Origin of the sequence: Zunongwangia pacifica (genome assembly GCF_023499215.1) — a bacterium.
In the GTDB taxonomy this organism is placed as follows: domain Bacteria; phylum Bacteroidota; class Bacteroidia; order Flavobacteriales; family Flavobacteriaceae; genus Zunongwangia; species Zunongwangia pacifica.
This window is the reverse complement of sequence record NZ_JAKHSK010000008.1, coordinates 136,619-155,914: the sequence shown is the minus strand read 5'-3', so window position 1 is coordinate 155,914 and position 19,296 is coordinate 136,619. Positions and strand designations below refer to the sequence as shown.

General features: G+C 41.3%; 21 protein-coding genes, 1 tRNA gene and 1 pseudogene. 17 read left to right on the top strand and 6 right to left on the bottom strand.

Annotated features, from left to right (window positions below; translation table 11 throughout):
• The 15 genes and pseudogenes from L1967_RS07655 to L1967_RS07585 form a co-directional block, all read left to right on the top strand.
• Positions 1-1,067: pseudogene (locus L1967_RS07655) on the top strand (DNA methylase); the annotation flags it as partial.
• A gap of 17 nt (positions 1,068-1,084) precedes the next feature.
• Entirely contained in the window at positions 1,085-1,399 is a 315-nt protein-coding gene (locus L1967_RS07650) for a DUF4133 domain-containing protein (protein ID WP_249601137.1), read from the top strand.
• A gap of 35 nt (positions 1,400-1,434) precedes the next feature.
• Positions 1,435-3,903: a TraG family conjugative transposon ATPase gene (locus L1967_RS07645; protein WP_249601136.1), complete on the top strand. Its 2,469-nt coding sequence runs from the start codon at positions 1,435-1,437 to the stop codon at positions 3,901-3,903.
• Positions 3,904-3,909: 6 nt separating this feature from the next.
• Entirely contained in the window at positions 3,910-4,599 is a 690-nt protein-coding gene (locus L1967_RS07640; RefSeq protein ID WP_249601135.1) for a conjugal transfer protein TraI, read from the top strand.
• 8 nt (positions 4,600-4,607) lie between these two features.
• Positions 4,608-5,264, top strand: coding sequence for a hypothetical protein (locus L1967_RS07635; protein ID WP_249601134.1), 657 nt, complete (start codon positions 4,608-4,610; stop codon positions 5,262-5,264).
• Positions 5,261-5,899: a tellurite resistance TerB family protein gene (locus tag L1967_RS07630; RefSeq protein WP_249601133.1), complete on the top strand. Its 639-nt coding sequence runs from the start codon at positions 5,261-5,263 to the stop codon at positions 5,897-5,899. The genes L1967_RS07635 and L1967_RS07630 overlap by 4 nt, the downstream gene beginning before the upstream one ends.
• A gap of 11 nt (positions 5,900-5,910) precedes the next feature.
• Positions 5,911-7,125, top strand: a complete 1,215-nt coding sequence (traJ, locus tag L1967_RS07625) for a conjugative transposon protein TraJ (protein ID WP_249601132.1) — start codon at positions 5,911-5,913, stop codon at positions 7,123-7,125.
• A gap of 18 nt (positions 7,126-7,143) precedes the next feature.
• On the top strand, positions 7,144-7,767 hold the full coding sequence (traK, locus tag L1967_RS07620) for a conjugative transposon protein TraK (RefSeq protein ID WP_035133605.1): 624 nt from the start codon (positions 7,144-7,146) through the stop codon (positions 7,765-7,767).
• Positions 7,768-7,838: 71 nt separating this feature from the next.
• Positions 7,839-8,318 carry a hypothetical protein gene (locus L1967_RS07615; protein WP_035133607.1) on the top strand — a complete coding sequence of 160 codons (480 nt, stop codon included), beginning with the start codon at positions 7,839-7,841 and terminating at the stop codon, positions 8,316-8,318.
• Between the two features lie 2 nt (positions 8,319-8,320).
• Entirely contained in the window at positions 8,321-9,622 is a 1,302-nt protein-coding gene (gene traM / locus L1967_RS07610; protein ID WP_249601131.1) for a conjugative transposon protein TraM, read from the top strand.
• Positions 9,623-9,645: 23 nt separating this feature from the next.
• The gene (gene traN / locus L1967_RS07605) at positions 9,646-10,521 is read left to right on the top strand and encodes a conjugative transposon protein TraN (RefSeq protein ID WP_249601130.1); all 876 of its coding nucleotides are present in this window, start codon (positions 9,646-9,648) and stop codon (positions 10,519-10,521) included.
• A gap of 10 nt (positions 10,522-10,531) precedes the next feature.
• Positions 10,532-11,332: a hypothetical protein gene (locus L1967_RS07600; RefSeq protein ID WP_249601129.1), complete on the top strand. Its 801-nt coding sequence runs from the start codon at positions 10,532-10,534 to the stop codon at positions 11,330-11,332.
• Between the two features lie 5 nt (positions 11,333-11,337).
• On the top strand, positions 11,338-11,631 hold the full coding sequence (locus L1967_RS07595) for a hypothetical protein (protein WP_249601128.1): 294 nt from the start codon (positions 11,338-11,340) through the stop codon (positions 11,629-11,631).
• A gap of 66 nt (positions 11,632-11,697) precedes the next feature.
• A complete protein-coding gene (locus L1967_RS07590) occupies positions 11,698-11,856 on the top strand; it encodes a hypothetical protein (protein ID WP_013072897.1) in 159 nt (52 codons plus the stop codon).
• Between the two features lie 62 nt (positions 11,857-11,918).
• Positions 11,919-13,466, top strand: a complete 1,548-nt coding sequence (locus L1967_RS07585; RefSeq protein WP_249601127.1) for a recombinase family protein — start codon at positions 11,919-11,921, stop codon at positions 13,464-13,466.
• Here the strand turns inward: L1967_RS07585 and L1967_RS07580 are convergent.
• From L1967_RS07580 to L1967_RS07555, 6 genes are all read right to left on the bottom strand, one after another.
• Positions 13,432-13,505 (bottom strand) — tRNA-Arg (locus L1967_RS07580). The two genes, L1967_RS07585 and L1967_RS07580, sit on opposite strands and share 35 nt — an antisense overlap.
• Positions 13,506-13,691: 186 nt before the next feature.
• Positions 13,692-13,961 (bottom strand): ATP-dependent Clp protease adaptor ClpS, encoded by a 270-nt coding sequence (locus L1967_RS07575; RefSeq protein WP_249601126.1) that lies wholly within the window; start codon positions 13,959-13,961, stop codon positions 13,692-13,694.
• 58 nt (positions 13,962-14,019) lie between these two features.
• Positions 14,020-14,853 (bottom strand): 50S ribosomal protein L11 methyltransferase, encoded by an 834-nt coding sequence (prmA, locus tag L1967_RS07570; protein ID WP_249601125.1) that lies wholly within the window; start codon positions 14,851-14,853, stop codon positions 14,020-14,022.
• Positions 14,854-14,855: 2 nt separating this feature from the next.
• The gene (gene tpiA / locus L1967_RS07565; RefSeq protein WP_249601124.1) at positions 14,856-15,608 is read right to left on the bottom strand and encodes a triose-phosphate isomerase; all 753 of its coding nucleotides are present in this window, start codon (positions 15,606-15,608) and stop codon (positions 14,856-14,858) included.
• 131 nt (positions 15,609-15,739) lie between these two features.
• Complete coding sequence (locus L1967_RS07560; protein ID WP_249601123.1) at positions 15,740-16,834, bottom strand: BT_3928 family protein; 1,095 nt, start codon at positions 16,832-16,834, stop codon at positions 15,740-15,742.
• Positions 16,835-16,858: 24 nt separating this feature from the next.
• A complete protein-coding gene (locus L1967_RS07555; protein ID WP_249601139.1) occupies positions 16,859-17,407 on the bottom strand; it encodes a DUF1599 domain-containing protein in 549 nt (182 codons plus the stop codon).
• Positions 17,408-17,498: 91 nt separating this feature from the next.
• On the opposite strand from L1967_RS07555, the gene folP reads away from it, so the two are divergent.
• Entirely contained in the window at positions 17,499-18,323 is an 825-nt protein-coding gene (gene folP, locus L1967_RS07550) for a dihydropteroate synthase (RefSeq protein ID WP_249601122.1), read from the top strand.
• Between the two features lie 37 nt (positions 18,324-18,360).
• A complete protein-coding gene (gene cdaA / locus L1967_RS07545) occupies positions 18,361-19,137 on the top strand; it encodes a diadenylate cyclase CdaA (RefSeq protein ID WP_249601121.1) in 777 nt (258 codons plus the stop codon).
• Positions 19,138-19,296 lie beyond the last annotated feature (159 nt).

Sequence of the window (19,296 nt, the reverse complement as noted above, 5' to 3'; positions counted from 1 at the left end):
GTATTGCCAAAGAACATTACGGCAATCAGGTACAGAATTTTGTCTATGCCGTGGAGCAATCACTGGACAACTACAAATTCAACCTGCTTAAAAACAAACAGACCTTCATTTCCCAAATGAAAAACAGTGAACTCAATGTACGTACCCTTGATGAAGGGGCTGTGGATGAAAAAAGCGGTATGAACTTCTCCGAATACATTGCTATCCTTTCCGGGGATACCTCCCTTTTGGAGAAAAGCAAGCTGGAAAAGAAAGTGGCGGTAATGGAAAGCCTGAAACATTCCCACTTTAGGGAACTCACCCGTCATAAATACCAGTTAGAAAAACTGCAAAACGATCATGCTTCCACTGAAAAAACACTCGGAAAGCTCTCTGCCGATGCAGCCGTGTATAACGACCGTCTCCAGATGACCAAAGAAGGTACGAAAGCCAACCCCATTCAATTGAATGGAACAGCGAGTCGGGACAGTGAAGCTATAGGTAAGCATATTATAAAGCTGTTTCAAAACTGGAAGCCAAAAGCCGGGGAGCACGAAGAAAAATTTGGCAACCTATACGGTTTTCAGTTATACATCCGCAGGCAACAGGAAGCCTACGAAGAAAACGGACGCTTTGAATACCGATATTCCAATAGCTTATATGCACAAAGGGAAAATGAGGGGATTAAATATACCTACAATAACGGGTTGCCCAATACGGATAATCCGAAGCTGGCAGCACGGCATTTTTTAAATGCCATTGACCGGGTGGAGCATCTTAAAGAGCGGTATAAGCGGAACCTTTCCGATCTGAAAACCGAACTCCCCAAGATTGAAAAACTCACCACCAAACCTTTTACCAAGGAGCACGAACTGCGGGAACTGAAAACAGAACTCGCCAATCTGGAACGGCAGATCGCCATTAAGATTCAGGAAAACCAGTTAAAGCAACACCAATCCAATGAACCGGATGAAGAACAAACCCCGGTTATCAAACTTGGGGAACATCAAACCAACGGGCATGCCGTGAAAGAAACCGTGGTAGCTGCTTCGGCATCGGAGCGTCCCCGTAGCAGGATGCGATTGTAACATTCAAAAAGAAACGTATGGCAAATAGTGTATATCAGGTCAATAAAGGAATTAACCGCAGTATTGAATTTAAGGGATTAAAAGCCCAATACATCTGGTATTTAGGGGGAGGTGTGGTGGGATTACTCATCGTATTTGCCATCATGTATATCATCGGCCTGCCCACACTGGTATGTATCGGTGTTATTCTCGGCTCAGGCACCCTGCTGGTGATGAAGATCTACCGGATGAGCTATCAATACGGGGAACACGGACTTATGAAAACCCTGGCACGAAAACAGGTTCCCAAAGCAATCCGTTCCAGAAGCCGCAGGGCTTTTTTAAAACGATAAAAAAATTAAGTAATAACCCGGTAAATACTATAAGAATGGAAAAAATGTTGGAGGATCTATTACCGATTATGGATGTGGAACACGACTGCATCCTGAGCAAACAAGGCGATGTCACCGTAGTGTTTAAAGCAGACCTGCCGGAGATCTTTACCCTTTCCGATCAGGAATATGAAGCTTTTCATCAGGCCTGGGTAAAAGCCATTAAGGTATTACCCAAATTCAGTGTACTGCATAAGCAGGATTGGTTTCTGCAAACCGGGCATCAACCTGATTTTACCAAAGCAGATACCAGTTTTTTAAGCCGGGCAAGTGAGCGGTTTTTTAATGAACGCCCCTTTCTGGATCATAGCTGTTATATCCTGCTGACCAAAAAACCGGATAACCGCAAAACCGCAACGTCTGCCTATTCCAGCCTGCTGCGCAGAAGCATCGTTCCGGAAGAAACGCTGAAACCCTCCTTGTTACAGGATTTTCTGGACTGTACCGGTCAGTTCAAGCGTATCATGGAAGATAGCGGCTTTGTGAAACTGACCCGGTTACGGGAAAAGGAACTTTGGAGTGGCAAACGGACAATGGGTATCATTGAAAAGTACTGCTACCTGTCCGAGCGCAATGACCAGTATCTCATAGGAGACATGAATTTCCAGGAAGGTTTACAGGTAGGTTCCAAGCATTGCCAGCTTTACACCCTGGGGGATGCTGCCGACCTGCCGGCACTTTGTGGCAGTCGCATCAATTACGACAAGTATAGTACAGACAAAACCAAATTCAGTATCGGCTTTGCCTCTACGCTGGGTCAACTACTGCCCTGTAATCACATTTACAATCAGTACCTGTTTATCGAGGATGCCCAGAAGACGATCACTAAGCTGGAATCCAAAAGGCTACGATTGCAATCCTTGTCTGCTTACAGCCGGGAAAACATGATTGCAAGAGATGCTACCAATGATTTTTTAAATGAAGCCATCAGTCAGCAACGCCTCCCGGTAAAAGCCCATTTTAATGTACTGGTATGGACGGAAGATAAGGAAGAACTCAAAGACCTGAAAAACAAAGTATCCTCCGCACTGGCGCAGATGGATGCCGTAGCCAAACAGGAAACCATCGGTGCCCCTCAAATCTTCTGGGCAGGTATTCCGGGTAATGCCGCTGACTTTCCCATGAATGATACCTTCGACACCTTTGCCGAACAGGCTACATGCTTCCTGAATATGGAAACGGGTTACCGTACTTCCTTAAGTCCTGTAGGGATTCGTCTGGGAGATCGTATGACGGGCAACCCCGTGCATGTGGACATTAGCGATGAACCTATGAACATGGGGATTTGCACCAACCGGAACAAGTTTATATTGGGCCCCTCCGGGAGTGGAAAATCCTTTTTTACCAATCACATGGTACGCAGCTATTACGAGCAGGGAACGCATATCGTACTGGTGGATGTAGGACATAGCTATAAGGGCTTGTGTGATATGGTAAACGGCTACTATTTCACCTATAGTGAAGAAAACCCGATCCGTTTCAACCCTTTCTTTATCGGGGAGGGTGACCACCTGGACACGGAAAAGAAAGAAAGTATCAAAACACTGCTGCTCGCCCTTTGGAAAAAGGATGACGAAGTCTTTAAACGTAGTGAGTATGTAGCGCTTTCCAATGCCATTACCGGATACTACCGGCACCTTGAAAAGAATCCATCGGTGTTTCCTTGTTTCAATAGTTTTTATGAATTCCTGCGGGATGAGTATATAACGGTACTTCAACAGGATCGGGTAAAAGACCGGGATTTTGATATGGATAATTTCCTGTATGTACTCCGCCCGTATTACCAGGGCGGGGAATTCGATTACCTGCTCAATGCTACGGAAAACCTGAACCTTTTACAGGAACGCTTTATCGTGTTCGAACTGGACAATATCAAAGACCATCCCATCCTCTTTCCGGTAGTGACCATCATTATCATGGAAGTCTTTATCAACAAGATGCGCAAAATGAAAGGCATCCGTAAGATGATCTTAATTGAAGAAGCATGGAAAGCCCTGATGAAAGAAGGCTTTGCGGAATACATCAAATACCTCTTTAAAACGGTACGGAAATTCTTTGGTGAGGCTATCGTGGTGACCCAGGAGGTGGAGGATATTATTTCTTCCCCCGTGGTCAAGCAGGCAATCATCAATAACAGCGATTGCAAAATACTGCTAGACCAGAGCAAGTACCAAAACAAATTCGACCAGATACAGGAACTCTTAGGGTTAACGGAAAAAGAAAAAGCCCTCGTATTATCGGTCAATAAAGCCAATGACCCTGCCCGAAAATACAAAGAGGTCTTTATCAGTCTGGGTGGAATGCTCAGCAAGGTGTACCGCACCGAAGTGAGCGTGGAAGAATACCTGGCGTACACCACCGAACAGACTGAAAAGGTGAAACTGATGGAATATGCGGCAAAATTTGGAGGGGATATCCGCAAAGGCATTGCCGCAATGGCGGAAGATCTAAAACTTAAAAAATGATGAACCATGAAAAAATATGCAAGAATGTTACTGCTTGCCCTTTGCATTTCCTTTACGGCACTACCGGTACAACAGGCAAATGCCATGCAGATACCGATCGTAGAGATCATCAAGGCAGGAATCAAAAAAGTAATCAAAGCCGTGGATTTAAAAATCCAGCGCCTACAGAACAAGACCATCTGGTTACAGAACGCCCAGAAGACCTTGGAAAACACGCTTTCCAAACTCAAACTGGATGAAATTTCCAAATGGACGGAAAAACAAAAAGAGCAATACCGGGAGTATTACGAAGAGCTGGCTAAGGTAAAGGCGATTATTTCTTATTACCAGCGTATCCGGGATATCACCCAAAAACAGGTCCGGCTGGTCAATGAATACCAGGATGCCTGGCAGCTTATTCAGCAGGATGACCACTTTACCTTGGATGAGATTGAATATATGTCAGAGGTGTACTCAGGAATCTTGGAAGAAAGCCTGAACAACATCGACCAGATTACCCTGATTGTCCAATCCTTTACTACCACGATGAGCGATGCCAAACGACTGGAAATCATCAACAATGCTGCCGATCAGGTTGATGCCAATTATGATGACCTGATGCGCTTTAATCAGCAAAATGTATTGCTGAGCCTTTCCCGGGCAAAGACCTCCATTGAAGTGCAAACCGTGAAAAAATTATATGGACTTCCTCAATAACACGAACTATGAGAAAGATAATTTTAATAGGATTCATGCTGTTTATGGCAGCAGGAACCGTCCACGCACAGACTTTTTCGGAGTGGTTCCGCCAGAAAAAGACACAGAAGAAATACCTGCTTCAGCAGATTGCCGCTTTACAGGTATATATCGGATATGCTCAAAAAGGCTACCGTATTGCCAAAGAAGGTTTGACCACCATCGGAGGGTTTACCAAAGGGGAATTTGACCTGCACAGTGATTTCATAAATTCCTTAAGTACAGTCAACCCTGAAATCAGACACTATGCAAAAGTAGCAGACATCATCGCCCTTCAAATACGCATCATTCAGGATTACGGGCAAACCTACGGACAACTTGACAATAGCGATGCTTTTACCGAAGCAGAACTCAACTATATCGGGCGGGTTTTTACCCGGCTCTTGGAGGATTGTGAACAGGCACTGGATGAACTTATTGCAATAACCACGGATGCCGAATTGCAAATGGAAGATAATGAGCGTATGAAGCGTATCGACAAGCTTTACTTGCGGATGCAGGACAATTACACCTTCTCCCAAAGTTTCGGCAATGAAGCCAAGGTCATGGCAGCCGTTCGGATCAGGGAATACCATGAAGTACAATACAGCAAAACACTCAGGAACCTTCAAAACGAAAACCCATGAAAAAGACCAAAATACTTATAGGACTTGTGATCTGCGGGCTCTTCTGCTCTTTCAGGGCATCAGCGCAATCCGCAGAGATACAACAGCTCTTGCTCAATGTAGAAAAACTGACCCAGTTCAAACAGATATTGAGCGATATGAAAAAAGGCTACCAGATATTGGAAGGGGGTTACAATACCATCAAGGATATATCGGAAGGGAACTTTAGCCTGCACAAAGCTTTTTTGGACGGGCTGATGGAAGTAAGCCCCACCGTTCGCAATTACAAACGTGTGGGCGATATTGTGAATTATCAGATAATACTGGTCAGGGAATACCGGAATGCGTATGACCGATTTCAAAGTGACGGGAATTTCAATCCGCAGGAACTGGCGTATCTCGGACGGGTGTACGACCATCTCTTTGATGAAAGCCTGCGTAACCTCGATGAATTACTGGTCATTATCACAGCAGGGAAAGCCCGTATGAGTGATGATGAACGTTTACAGGCTATTGACCGGATCTATGCCGATATGCAGGACAAACTAATGTTCCTCAGACACTTTAACAATAACACGACCATTCTTGCGGTGCAAAGGGCAAAAGAAAGAAATGATGCCCAGACCATTCGCAATAGCTATGGGATAAACAACTAAAAATCAACAGTATGGCAACATATAGAAAAACTGCCTGGGTGGCGGTCACGGGATTGTTACTGCCTTTTATGGGGAGTGCACAGGGAATTGCCGGTGAGATGAACGGCTTGCATAGCGTATTGGAACAACTCTATGATGAAATGATGCCACTGTGCAGTCAGCTTATTGGTGTGGGACAGGCATTGGCGGGATTTGCCGCTATGTGGTATATCGCCTCCAGGGTCTGGGGACATTTGTCAAGAGCCGAACCTATTGACTTTTATCCGCTTTTCCGCCCGTTTGTCATCGGGTTTTGTGTGATGATATTCCCTTCCGTTCTGGGACTAATCAACGGGATCATGAAACCAACAGTGACCGCTACCGCTTCGATGGTGGAAGGCTCCGACAGGGCAATTGCGGTGCTTTTGGAAAAGAAGGAAGAAGCTGTCAAAAAAACGGATGTATGGCAGATGTATGTAGGTGAAAGCGGTGACGGTGACCGGGACAGGTGGTATAAATACACCCATGATAATGCCAGTCCTTCCGATGAAGGCTTTTTTGAAGGGATTGGCAACGACATCAAGTTTGCCATGTCCAAAGCCTCTTACAATTTCCGCAATTCGGTCAAGGAATGGATGAGTGAAGTACTGCGGGTACTCTTTGAAGCCGCAGCCTTATGTATCGATACGCTACGAACCTTTCAATTGGTGGTACTTGCCATATTGGGGCCGCTGGTATTTGGGATTGCCGTCTTTGACGGGTTCCAGCATACCCTGACGGTTTGGATTGCCCGCTATATCAATATTTTTCTCTGGCTTCCGGTAGCCAATATTTTCGGGAGCATTATCGGAAAAATCCAGGAGAAAATGCTGGAAATGGACATTGCCCAGGTACAGGATTACGGGGATACTTTTTTCAGCCGGACGGATATGGCGTATCTGGTCTTTATGATTATTGGCATTGTGGGATACTTTACCGTGCCTTCGGTAGCCAATTACATTGTCCATGCAGGAGGTGGTGGTGCTTTGGGACAGAAAGTCACCAGTATCTTCAGCAGTTCCTCCAGAGCGGTTATGGGAGCAGCTACAGGCGGAGCCAGCATGGCGGCGGATGCAATGGGTAATGCTGCAAGTCGTATTTCCCAGAGTATGGCCAGCAATGGTACAACCAATCCTTATTTCAAGAATGGCAATTCGGATGGCGGTGGCTCCGGCTATATGAATGACAAACTCAAAGGTAATTCTTAACCCCAAAAAGGAGAAATCATGTTTAAAAAAATGAAAAATATCGATACGGCTTTTCGGCATATCCGGGGATTTACCATGCTCATTATTGCAGGCTCAGTGCTATTATCCTGCTTTGCCCTATATAAGAGTTTTAGTCTGGTATCCGAAATGCAGGACAGGATTTACATTCTTGCCAATGGCAAGGCACTGGAAGCCTATTCCGCCGGACGTAAGGACAATATCCCAGTGGAAGCAAGGGATCATGTGAAAACCTTCCACCAATTGTTCTTTACCCTTGACCCGGATGATAAAGCAATTGAAACGAATATCACTAAAGCTTTATACCTGGCGGATGGCAGTGCCAAACGGATTTATGATGACCTGAAGGAGAACGGATATTATGCCGGGCTTATTTCCGGAAATGTTAACCAGACCATCCATGTGGATAGCGTGGCGGTGGACATCAATGAATACCCCTATAAATTCCGGTGCTACGCTACCCAGCGCATAATCCGTCCGACCAGTATCACTACCCGAAGCCTGATTACCGAAGGGGCGTTGCGTAATGTATCCCGAAGTGATAATAATCCGCATGGTTTTCTGATAGAACGCTGGGCAACCATCGCCAACAAGGATTTGAAAACGACCGCCAGACGGTATTAAGCCCATAATGGACATTTATTCAAAATTAATACAAACAAAGTCAATTGAGTGGCTTATAAAACTTTGTACAAATGAAACGAAATACAAAACAGAAAAAGGAGGCTCCTAAAAACGGACTGTTAATCCTGGGATTACTTGCCTTATACAAATGGCTGCAAAAAGCATGGGCAAAATGGATGTCGAATAAGACAAAGAGTATTTCCAAGCGGGCAGTAACCATAGCACTGGTCGTTTTTATAAGCCTCACCAGTGGATACTGTATCTACCTTGGGGTACACGCCATCACGGGAAAAAGTAAGGGCAATGCCTTTACAGTAACCTCGATCAAACGTCCCCGGCATCTTACGGAATCCGGAGCTATAGCATCACCGCTCCCTCCGGTATCCAAACAGGATTACAGGCGCATCCAAAAGTTCCGGTTGTATATGGATAGCCTTGCCCGAAGTCCATCGGGCAGAAATATCTATGACAGTATTATAGCAACCCGTCCGGGACTGATGGATTCGGTTCGCTATATCGAAAAAGAATATCAAAACTTTAAAAATCAATAACCATGGAAAAACAGGTAATAACATCAAAAATGAAAAGACAACGCAAGTTCCTATTGGTATTGCCGCTGCTCGTACTTCCTTTCACCACCCTGATCTTTTGGGTATTGGGAGGTGGACAGGTACAGGAACTACAGGCACAGGAAACTCCACAGAACGGGTTTAACCTTCACCTGCCGGAAGCAAAACTGACCGATGATAAGCAAATGGATAAAATGAGCTATTACAACCGGGCAGAACAGGATTCGGCAAAATTCAGGGAACTCCGTAAAAATGACCCGAATTATAAGAACAGTGTAATTTCCGATACGGATGATATATTACCCCAAAAGGAAGTAAAACCGGGTCAGGTATCATCCGGCGGCTTAAAAACTTCCCTCTACGGAAGTGGTCAGGGCAACGATCCGAATACGGATAAAATTTATAAAAAGCTGGAAGCTTTGAACAGGGAATTGAACAAACCGGTGGAACGCACCCAGCTTCCTGAAGATTCCCCCGAGCAGGAAACAAAAACCAATTATGGAAATACGTCTGTGAGTTCCAGTGATGTGGACAGGCTGGAAGAAATGATGCACACCATGACCCAGCCGGAAGCACCTGACCCGGAACTGGAACAGCTCAGCAGCATGCTGGAAAAGATTCTGGATGTACAGCATCCTGAGCGGGTTCAGGAGAAATTAAAACAACTTTCGGAAGCCCGAAGGGAACAACTGTACGAAGTATCCACTGCACAGAAAGATGATAGTATTTCCCTGATGCATACCGGACACTTTGTTACTCCTACAGCAAATGGATTTTATTCCCTGGACGATGACCAAATTGCTGAACAGCCGGAAAATGCCATACAGGCGGTTATTTACGAATCACAGACCGTGGTTAACGGATCTACCGTAAAGCTTCGCCTGGTCAATGATGTATTTATTAACGGGGTGCATATTCCCAAAGACAACTTTGTGTTTGGGATCGCTTCCCTTAGCGGAGAAAGGCTGCATGTCAAGATCAACAGCATCAGAAGCGGTAATTCCCTCTTCCCGGTAGAACTCTCTGTGTACGATATGGATGGGTTGGACGGAATTTATATTCCCGGTGCCATTACTCGGGATGTCGCTAAACAATCGGCTGACCGCTCTATGCAGAACATTGGATTGACTTCCCTTGATCCTTCCTGGCAGGCACAGGCCGCAGGTGCCGGTATAGAAACAGCTAAATCACTGTTCAGCACAAAAGTAAAACTGATAAAAGTAACCCTGAAAGCAGGCTATCAGGTATTGCTCCGTGATGAAAAACAAAAGCAAATCAAGAAGTAATAACCATTTAAAATTCCATAAAGATGAAAAAGATAAATGCATGTATGGTGATGGGATTTTTCCTGTTCCTTTTCGGATTGAATGTAAATGCTCAAAGCATCCTTCAACCCAAATCAATCGCTCCTTATCCTGTGGAGATTACCTATTTTAAAACGACCAATATTATATTTCCAAGCGCCATTGTAGGTGTGGACAGGGGCAGTAAAGATGTGTTGGCACAAAAAGCCATAGGAGCTGCCAATATTCTACAGCTCAAAGCGGCAAGGGACAGTTTTCCGGAGACTAACCTGACGGTAATTACCGCAGACGGGAAATTAAATTCTTTTGTGATTAACTATGACCCCAAGCCATCTGTCTTGAATATTTCCATGAAGGAAAGAGATAACAAAAACAGTATTTTCCTTTCACCAGGATCGGTTAACGAAGCTGAAGTCACTACTTATGCTACACATGCCTTGTATTCCAAATACAAAGGGCGTAAGGTAAAGCACCGTAAATATGGTATACGTTTCGGATTGAACGGGATATTCATTCGGGACAACCTGATGTACCTGCGGTTAACCATTACCAACACATCCAATATCAGTTATGATATTGACCAATTACGTTTTTTTATCCGGGACCAGAAAAAGGCTAAACGTACAGCTTCACAGGAAATTGAAATTACCCCGGTACACATCCAAAACAAGGTGACAAAAATTGACGGCCGGTCTTCACAGACCTTGGTGATTGTGGTTCCCAAGTTTACCATTCCCGATAAGAAATACTTCGCCATTCAATTGTTTGAAGCAAACGGGGGAAGGCATATTAAGCTTAGTGTAAAAAACAGGACGATTATTAAAGCAGCAGTACTTCCCACATTACAATCAACAGGAAGTACACCTATCAATAACTTTTAAATCAATTATCATGAATCAGAAGAATTTAGAATACCTGAAAGACCAGATTAAATATACTGGCTTTGGAGAAGGACTCGAAGAAGTCTTAAAGCAAAAAATAGCAAAGGGACAGCCTGAATTTAAGATCCCGCACCTAACGCATTTTGGTAGCAACAAGGTAGATTCCACACTACATTTTAGCAAGTCCAAAAAAACGGATATGTATTTCTTCAATTCGTACCAGGTGAGTGTGCAAAAGGAAAACAATCCCGATGAGACTATGAAACAGACCTTCTATATTAACAAAGGCAATAACATTACCCTGAAAGAAGCCTACAACCTGATGGAAGGCCGATCGGTCAATAAGGAGCTGACCAATAAGGAAGGGCAACTGTACAATTCCTGGTTACAGATGGATTTTAAACAGAGTGATGACAATGGAAATTTTAAAATACAGCAGTACCATCAAAACTATGGGTACGATCTGGAAGCAACACTCGCTAAACATCCTATTAAGGAACTGGAGAATGAAACCTATAAATCCAATCTGGTCGATTCCCTGAAAAAGGGAAACCTGCAATCGGCAACTTTTCAAAAGGAAGGTTTGGAGCAGAAACAGTACATCGAGGCGAATCCCCGGTTTAAGACCATCAATATCTATGACAGCAATATGCAACGGGTGGATAACCGCCAGTCCAAGACGGAAAAACAATCGGAAGCACAAAGCCGCTCTGTTAAACAGGAGCATAAAGGCCAAGAGCAGCCGATTGCCGACGAGGCTCAGGACATACCAAAGGCTAAGAAGAAAAGAAAAAGACCCACCATAACCTAAAGGATATGGAACAGTTAAAGCCTTTATCTGACTTTTTTACGGCTATTGAGCAGGATGGCCGTATCAGCATTACACATATAGGAATATATGCTGCCCTGTTGGAGTATAGGGCGCAGATGGGTAATAGCAATCCGATAGTGGCATTTAGTTATGACATTATGAAGATTGCAAAAATATCATCTGCCATGACCTATCATAAATGTGTAAAGGATCTGAGTGCCTACGGGTATATACGGTATGAACCCTCATTTAATAAAAACAGGGGGAGTAAAATTTACTTTCCCGAAAGCGATGGGTAGAGAATGAATTAATTTTTCGGTACAAAGCCCTTCGGGGCTTTTGCTGTTTTAAAGCGGAGGTGTAAGATGGAAAATGAAGTAAAGAGAATTCCGCCGGAAAAAGCAATAGCACTATTGAAAGAAGACGGTATAGAAGTAACAGCGGAACAGGTGAAAGTTATCCTGGACTTTATGTATGAAATAGCGGATATTGTTGTAGATCAGTATCTGGCAAAACCTGCCTGAATTTCGTATATTTATAAACGGAATCAGGCTGTTAGATGGAACAACCTTAATACTTTGGAACGATGAAAATTGCAGATTTATATATACGGGTAAGCACGGATGAACAGGCCGACAAAGGCTACTCACAGCGGGATCAGGAAGAGCGTTTGCGAAAGTATTGTGAAATCAACCATATTCAGGTACGAAAAGTGATTTATGAGGATCATTCGGCGAAAACCTTTAAACGTCCTTCCTGGACAAAACTGCTAAATATCCTTCGTAAATCTAGAGGGCAGTCCGATTTGATATTGTTTACCAAATGGGACAGGTTCAGCCGGAATGCAGGAGATGCTTATCAGATGATCGGCACTTTGAGAAGATTGGGGGTAGAACCGCAGGCAGTAGAACAACCACTTGATTTATCAATCCCTGAAAATAAAATGATGCTCGCCTTTTATCTGGCTGCTCCTGAAGTGGAAAATGACAGAAGAGCTCTAAATACCTTTCATGGGATGCGAAGGGCTAAAAAAGAAGGACGCTGGATGGGCCTTGCTCCAATCGGTTATAAAAACAAAATTGATGAGAGTGGTAGAAAATATATTGCGCCAAGGAAAGTCCAGAGTGACATAATGAAATGGGTATTCAAAGAATTGGCAAAAAACACTTTTAGCACCGAACAAATATGGAAAACAGCTAGAGAAAAAGGGCTTAAATGCAGTAAAAATAATTTCTGGACAGCTATCCGTAATCCTATGTATTGCGGTAAAATATTTATTCCTAAATACAAAGATGAAGAAAGTCAACTGGTGATGGGGCAACACGAACCCTTGATATCTGAAGCTTTGTTCTATGATGTTCAGGATGTGCTCGACGGTCGTAAAAAAATAATGCGGACTAAAATAAAAGTAGATGACCGCTATCCCTTACGCGGTTTTGTCGTTTGTCCAGACTGCGGGCGTATGTTAACTAGTAGTAAATCCAAAGGGCGTTCCAAATATTACTATTACTACCATTGCTCCGGTGGCTGTAAATTCAGACAAAAAGCGGAGTATATGAACGATAGGATGGTTTCTGAAATCGAGAAATATGTGTATTCCATCCCTAGGCTCAACCTATTTAAAGAAGTCATTACTTCCGTATATAAATCAAAAACCAGAGACAGGATCGGAAATATACAACAACTCAAAATCCGTTTACAGGATGAAAATAATAAACTGAGTAAAGCCAGGGAACTGCTTTTATGTGGTGATATTGAAGCGGATGATTACCGAATTATGAAAGCGGATGCCGATAAAAAAATAAACAGGCTGGAAGCCAAACTCACAAGTTCGATTACAGACACGCAAAACGTGGAACCCCTGTGGGATAAGGCTATCAGCAATCTATCCAAGCTTAATATTCTCTATCAATCTGGGAATACTATACAGAAAAGAAAGATCATTGGTTCGGTCTTTCCTGAAAATCTGACTTTTGACGGATTTGAATATCGAACCACCCGAGTTAATGAAGCAATCAAGTATATCACACTGATAAACAAAGACTTAAAAGGAAATAAAAAAGGGACAAATTCATCATTTTTGAATTTGTCCCATCAAGTGACCTCGGCAGGATTCAAACCTGCAACCTTCTGAGCCGTAATCAGATGCGCTATTCAGTTGCGCCACGAGGCCTTAATTTGTTTCGCTTAAGCCAAATGTCTTAAGCGGGTGCAAATATATTCTTTATTTTAGATTCGGAAAAACTTTTTGAAACTTTTTTTGAAGAAAAAACAGCACAAAATGATAAAACATTAATGCTTAAGGAATAACAGATTTCTTTATTAAAAATAATTCATGCGGTAATTTACCAATTTCAACTTATACAATTTCTGCACTCAAACCGGCATCCAAAAGCTTAGAACATCTTGGTTTAAGATCATCAAAAGCACCTGTTTTAACGGTACATTTTCCTTTATAGTGTACCAAAATAGAACATTGTTCGGCCTGTTCTGGGGTGTGATCACAGGCATAGATCAACGTTTCAATTACATGATCAAAAGTGTTATAATCGTCGTTATATAAAACAATCTCGTTTTCTTTGTCTACCTTGGTCTCTACCTTCTCTAATACTTCTTCTTGGGTACTCATAGGGTATTAATTTTGATTCAGATACTTTGCAAAAATACAAAAAATCAAGTTAAAACTCTCATAAAGAAAACTTTACCGCCACCCACTGATCTTTTTCAAGGTTTTCCTGAAATTTTAATCCAAGCTTTTCACAAGCTTCCTGAATAATCGGGATGTCTTCTTTATAGAATCCACTTAAATACAAATCACCACCAGGTTGTAGGACCGAAACATACTTTTGCATATCATTCAGCAATATATTACGGTTAATATTCGCTATTATAGCATCATATTTTTTTTCACCCAGCAGCTCTGCTCCACCTTCTTTAACGGTAATATCGGGAACATTATTACGTTCGATATTTTCCAGGGTGTTTAAATAACACCAGTTATCAATATCTATAGCTTCAACGGGAGCTGCTCCTTTCTGAGCACTTAAAATGGCCAAAACTCCGGTTCCGCAGCCCATATCCAAAACAGACCTTCCTTTCCAGTCGTTTTTCAGAATAAACTGAATCATCATATGCGTGGTGGCATGATGCCCGGTACCAAAACTCATTTTTGGTTCAATAACAATATCAAACTCGGTTTCTGGTTTTGGATGAAAAGGTGCGCGTACACTACAAATATCATCAACCACAATGGGCTGAAAATTTTTCTCCCATTCTTCATTCCAATTTACCTGTTGTATTTCAGAAGAAGAATAGGAGATTTCAAATTCATCAGAATCTAATATCTGAACCTCAGCCAGCATATCGTCCTGAAATTCATCTTTAAGGATATATGCTGTTATGCCATCTTCATTTTCCACAAAACTTTCAAATCCCAACGCTCCCAATTCAGCAACTAATATTTCTGAAGCAGGAACTGGCGGATTTATTTTAAACTGAAATTCTAGATAATTCGATGCCATTATTAAAACGAGTTCACGATTGCTAAAAAGTCTTCTGCCTTAAGACTTGCTCCACCAATTAAACCGCCATCTACATCTTTGTTTGCAAAGATCTCTTTAGCATTTCCAGGCTTACAACTACCGCCGTAAAGGATAGAAACATCTTCTGCAATTTCGCTTCCGTAAGCACCTGCAACACTCTTTCTAATAAATGCGTGCATTTCCTGAGCTTGCTCTGGTGATGCAGTTTCTCCTGTACCAATAGCCCAAACCGGCTCGTAGGCAAGGATAATATTTTTCCAGCTCTCTTTAGAAAGATGGTATAAACTTTCTTTAAGCTGACTTTCAACCAAATCAAAATGCTTATCGGCTTTACGATCTTCTAATTCTTCACCAAAGCAAAAAATTACAGTCATATCATTTTCTAAAGCGGTATTTACTTTTTCAGCAAGAAGCTCATTAGATTCTTTAAAATAGGCACGTCTCTCACTGTGTCCTAAAATTACCGTTTCTACACCAACACTTTTAAGCATTGCTGCGGAAATTTCTCCGGTAAAAGCTCCCTTAGCATTTTGATGCATATTCTGCGCTGCAACGATTATTGGAGTATTTTTTAAAGCCTCGAATGCAGGATATAAATTGGTATATGTTGGCGCTACCATCACCGTTGCTTTTGGCTCACCAGACATTTGTTTCTTAAGATCTGCAATTAGTTCCTGGGTTTGTGCCAGGTCGTTGTTCATTTTCCAGTTTCCGGCTACAATATTTTTTCTCATAATTTAATGTTCTAAATTGTTTAAATTTTAAGCTGATCTCTACAAATATACCGATTCGATCACACATAAGCCCTTTGTCGTAAAGGCTTTTGTAGCTTTTTATTAATCTTCTAAGACTTTTTAGAATTTGCTTATAATTTTATAGCTGAAGTGTCTGACCAGTGCTTTTTTTGTGTTATCGTCCCTTTTTCCAAAACTAAAATTCCTGGATTGGCACGTATCACTGTTTTAAGTGCGGTGGCATCGGTTTGATAAAAAGGAAAATCAAGATCGAATTCCTCTTTTATCTGAGATTTTAAATCCTCTCCTGAAGCTGTTAATCCAATAATCTTATACCCTTTACTATTGGCTTCTCTTTCTAAAGATTTAATGGCTTCATAGCCTTGTTTCTCGGTAAGATTTAAATCGTAAGCAACAATAAGCAAAACTTTTTCGGACTCAAGAATTTTGGTCGTAATATCTTCTCCATGATCTAAAATCTGAAAATCATGGATGGGTGGCACATAACCTTCTTTGATCATCTTAGTATTTACTTCAATAAACTCCCCTTCATGCTGTGGGTAACTTCCATCGGTCACCACTACTTCTTCTTCACCGTTCACCTTAAATTTCCAGTGATACTCAAAAACATCTGTCGCAGCATCTTCAGGAATATCACGAAGCTCTGGGATATTATTTCCTACTTTATAAGGTCTAAAATCGATAACCGGCAAATGCATTAAAACATAATAGGCGTATAGAAAACAAAGCATATAACTTAGGAAAATGATCCAACGATGGCTCGCAGGAACAAAAACCGGAGTAATCATCTTTTTATTAAAAAACAATAGTAGAATAAAAACCAGCAATATGAGATCCTTCGTAAAACTTTGCCAGGGTGTAAGTGGGATCGCGTCACCAAAACAACCACAATCGGTTACTTTATTAAAATAAGCCGAATAAAAGGTAAGGAATGTGAAGAATATGATCATTAACAGCAAACTCCACACCGTAAATTTAGGTAAATACCCAATAAGCAGCATTATTCCCAAAACCAGCTCAAACACACAAATTAAGATAGCAATTACGAGTGTAAAAGGGGATAGAAAGTCTAAATCTAAAACCTCTGGCGAAAAATATTCCTGAAGTTTATAAGAGAATCCTAAAGGATCATTCAGTTTTATAAATCCTGAAAAAATAAAAAGTACCCCTACAAAAATACGGGCGAATTTCACTAATAACTTCATCGTAATATTGGTGATTTTTGAATATTATTTTTCTTCAGCTTCAGCAAAATGAATCATGGCAAATACCGCATAATTAATCATATCCTGATAGTTGGCATCGATGCCTTCACTTACTAAAGTTTTCCCGCTATTATCTTCAATTTGCTTTACACGCAATAACTTCTGAAGAATTAAATCGGTTAACGAACTTATACGCATATCACGCCAGGCTTCGCCATAATCGTGATTTTTATTCATCATTAATTCTTTGGTAGCCGTAATCTTTTCGTCATAAAGTTTTGTTGCTTCATCTGCTCCCAAATCTGGCTGATCTGCAATTCCTTTTTCCAACTGAATAAGTGCCATGATCGAATAATTGATGATGCCTATAAATTCAGATTTTTCATCTTCATCTACTTTTCTTACTGCGTTTTCCTGAAGTTTACGTATTCGCTGCGCTTTGATAAAAATCTGATCGGTTAGCGAAGGCAATCTCAAAATTCGCCATGCACAGCCATAATCTTTCATTTTCTGGTTAAACAAACTGCGGCAGATTTCGATTACCGCATCGTATTGTTTGGAGGTATCTTGCATAAAACCGTGGTAATTTGCGTAAATTTCGGGCAAATATTCCAGCTGGTCAAAATTATTTTGAACTGCCTTAAATTTTAAAACTTCTAATGGCATGATGATCAATTGCAAAGGCAAGCTTATCGATCTTTCTTCTCCCAAAGTGATGGGAATATTAAATATCACGCCCGATTCTTTTTTTGAACACAGTAGAACGCAAACAGAAAGCGATATTCTCAAAAAAGCCGAATTAATGCTGAAACAGGGCGCTACATTTATCGATATCGGCGGCTATAGCAGTCGGCCAGATGCCAATGATGTGGCCGAGGACGAAGAATTAAACCGGGTAATACCTGCCATAGAACTTTTGGTAGCGGAATTTCCCGAAATTTTAATTTCTGTGGATACTTTTAGAAGTAAAGTTGCGGCAGAAGCTATTGAAGCCGGAGTCGCAATGATTAATGATATTTCTGCCGGAAATCTAGACGAAAAAATGATGCCTGTAATTGCCCAATATCAGGTTCCGTATATTATGATGCACATGCGCGGCACCCCAAAAACCATGAAACAACTAACCGAATATGAAGATCTGGTAAGCGATATCACCTATTATTTTTCAGAAAAAATTAAAGAAGCAAGAGCGTTAGGCATTAACGATCTAATTTTAGATCCCGGCTTTGGTTTTGCCAAAACAATCGATCAAAATTTTGAATTACTTAAAAAAGCTAATCTTTTCTCTAGTTTTAAACTTCCTGTCTTGATTGGTATTTCAAGAAAAACAATGATCCATAAAACCTTAAACATCAAGCCAACTAAAGCGCTTAATGGCACTACGGTTCTTAATACTTTGGCACTTACCAAAGGAGCTTCTATTTTAAGGGTTCATGATGTTAAAGAAGCCATGGAGACTATAAAATTAGTAGCGCATTTCAACAAATAATCTTTTATTTTCTATTTTTACATAAAACCTTGCAAATTTGGATATTTTAAGTATTCGCTTCCTGGATATTCTCGATATTGTTCTTATCGCACTCCTACTATATAATGTTTATAAACTGGTAAGGGGTACGGTAGCCGTAAATATTTTTATTGGGATCGTGATTATCTATCTGGTTTGGCGACTTACGCAGTTACTCCAAATGGAGCTTTTAAGTAGCGTTTTAGACCAGTTTGTAGGGGTAGGAATGTTTGCTTTAATTGTTGTTTTTCAGCAAGAAATAAGGAAATTTTTGTTAATGATCGGCTCGGCAAATATTACCTATAATGGCCGATTTTTCAGAAATTTAAAATTTACCCGTAACGATTCTGATGATGGTGCTACTAATATAGATGTGATCGTAGATGCCTGTGAATCTATGGGACGCAACAAGACAGGCGCATTAATCGTAATCCAAAGGAGTACAAAATTAGATTTCGTAAAAAATAGCGGGGACGAGATGAATATTGAGCTTAACCAGCCTATCATCGAATCGATTTTCTTTAAAAATAGCCCTTTACATGATGGCGCGATGGTTATTGAAGAAAATAAAGTAACCGCAACACGGGTAATTTTACCGGTTTCTAATGATAGATCGATTCCGCTTCGATTTGGATTAAGACATCGTGCTGCCGTTGGAATTACTGAAAAAACCGATGCTTTGGCACTGGTGGTGAGTGAAGAGACCGGACAAATTTCTTACATACGGGATGGAGAATTTACTATGTTTGAAAGTAATGAGGAACTAAGAGAACGTATTAAAGAAGATTTAAGATAGGTTTGAGGTTTTGAGATTTGAGATTTGAGATTTGAGATTTGAGATTTGAGAAAAATTATAATCAGAAGATTAGAAATCAGAAAACAAAGCGAAGTTATTTTGAACAAATTGAATTTTTAAAAGTCTAATTTCTATTGTCTCATGTCTAAATTTTCTTGC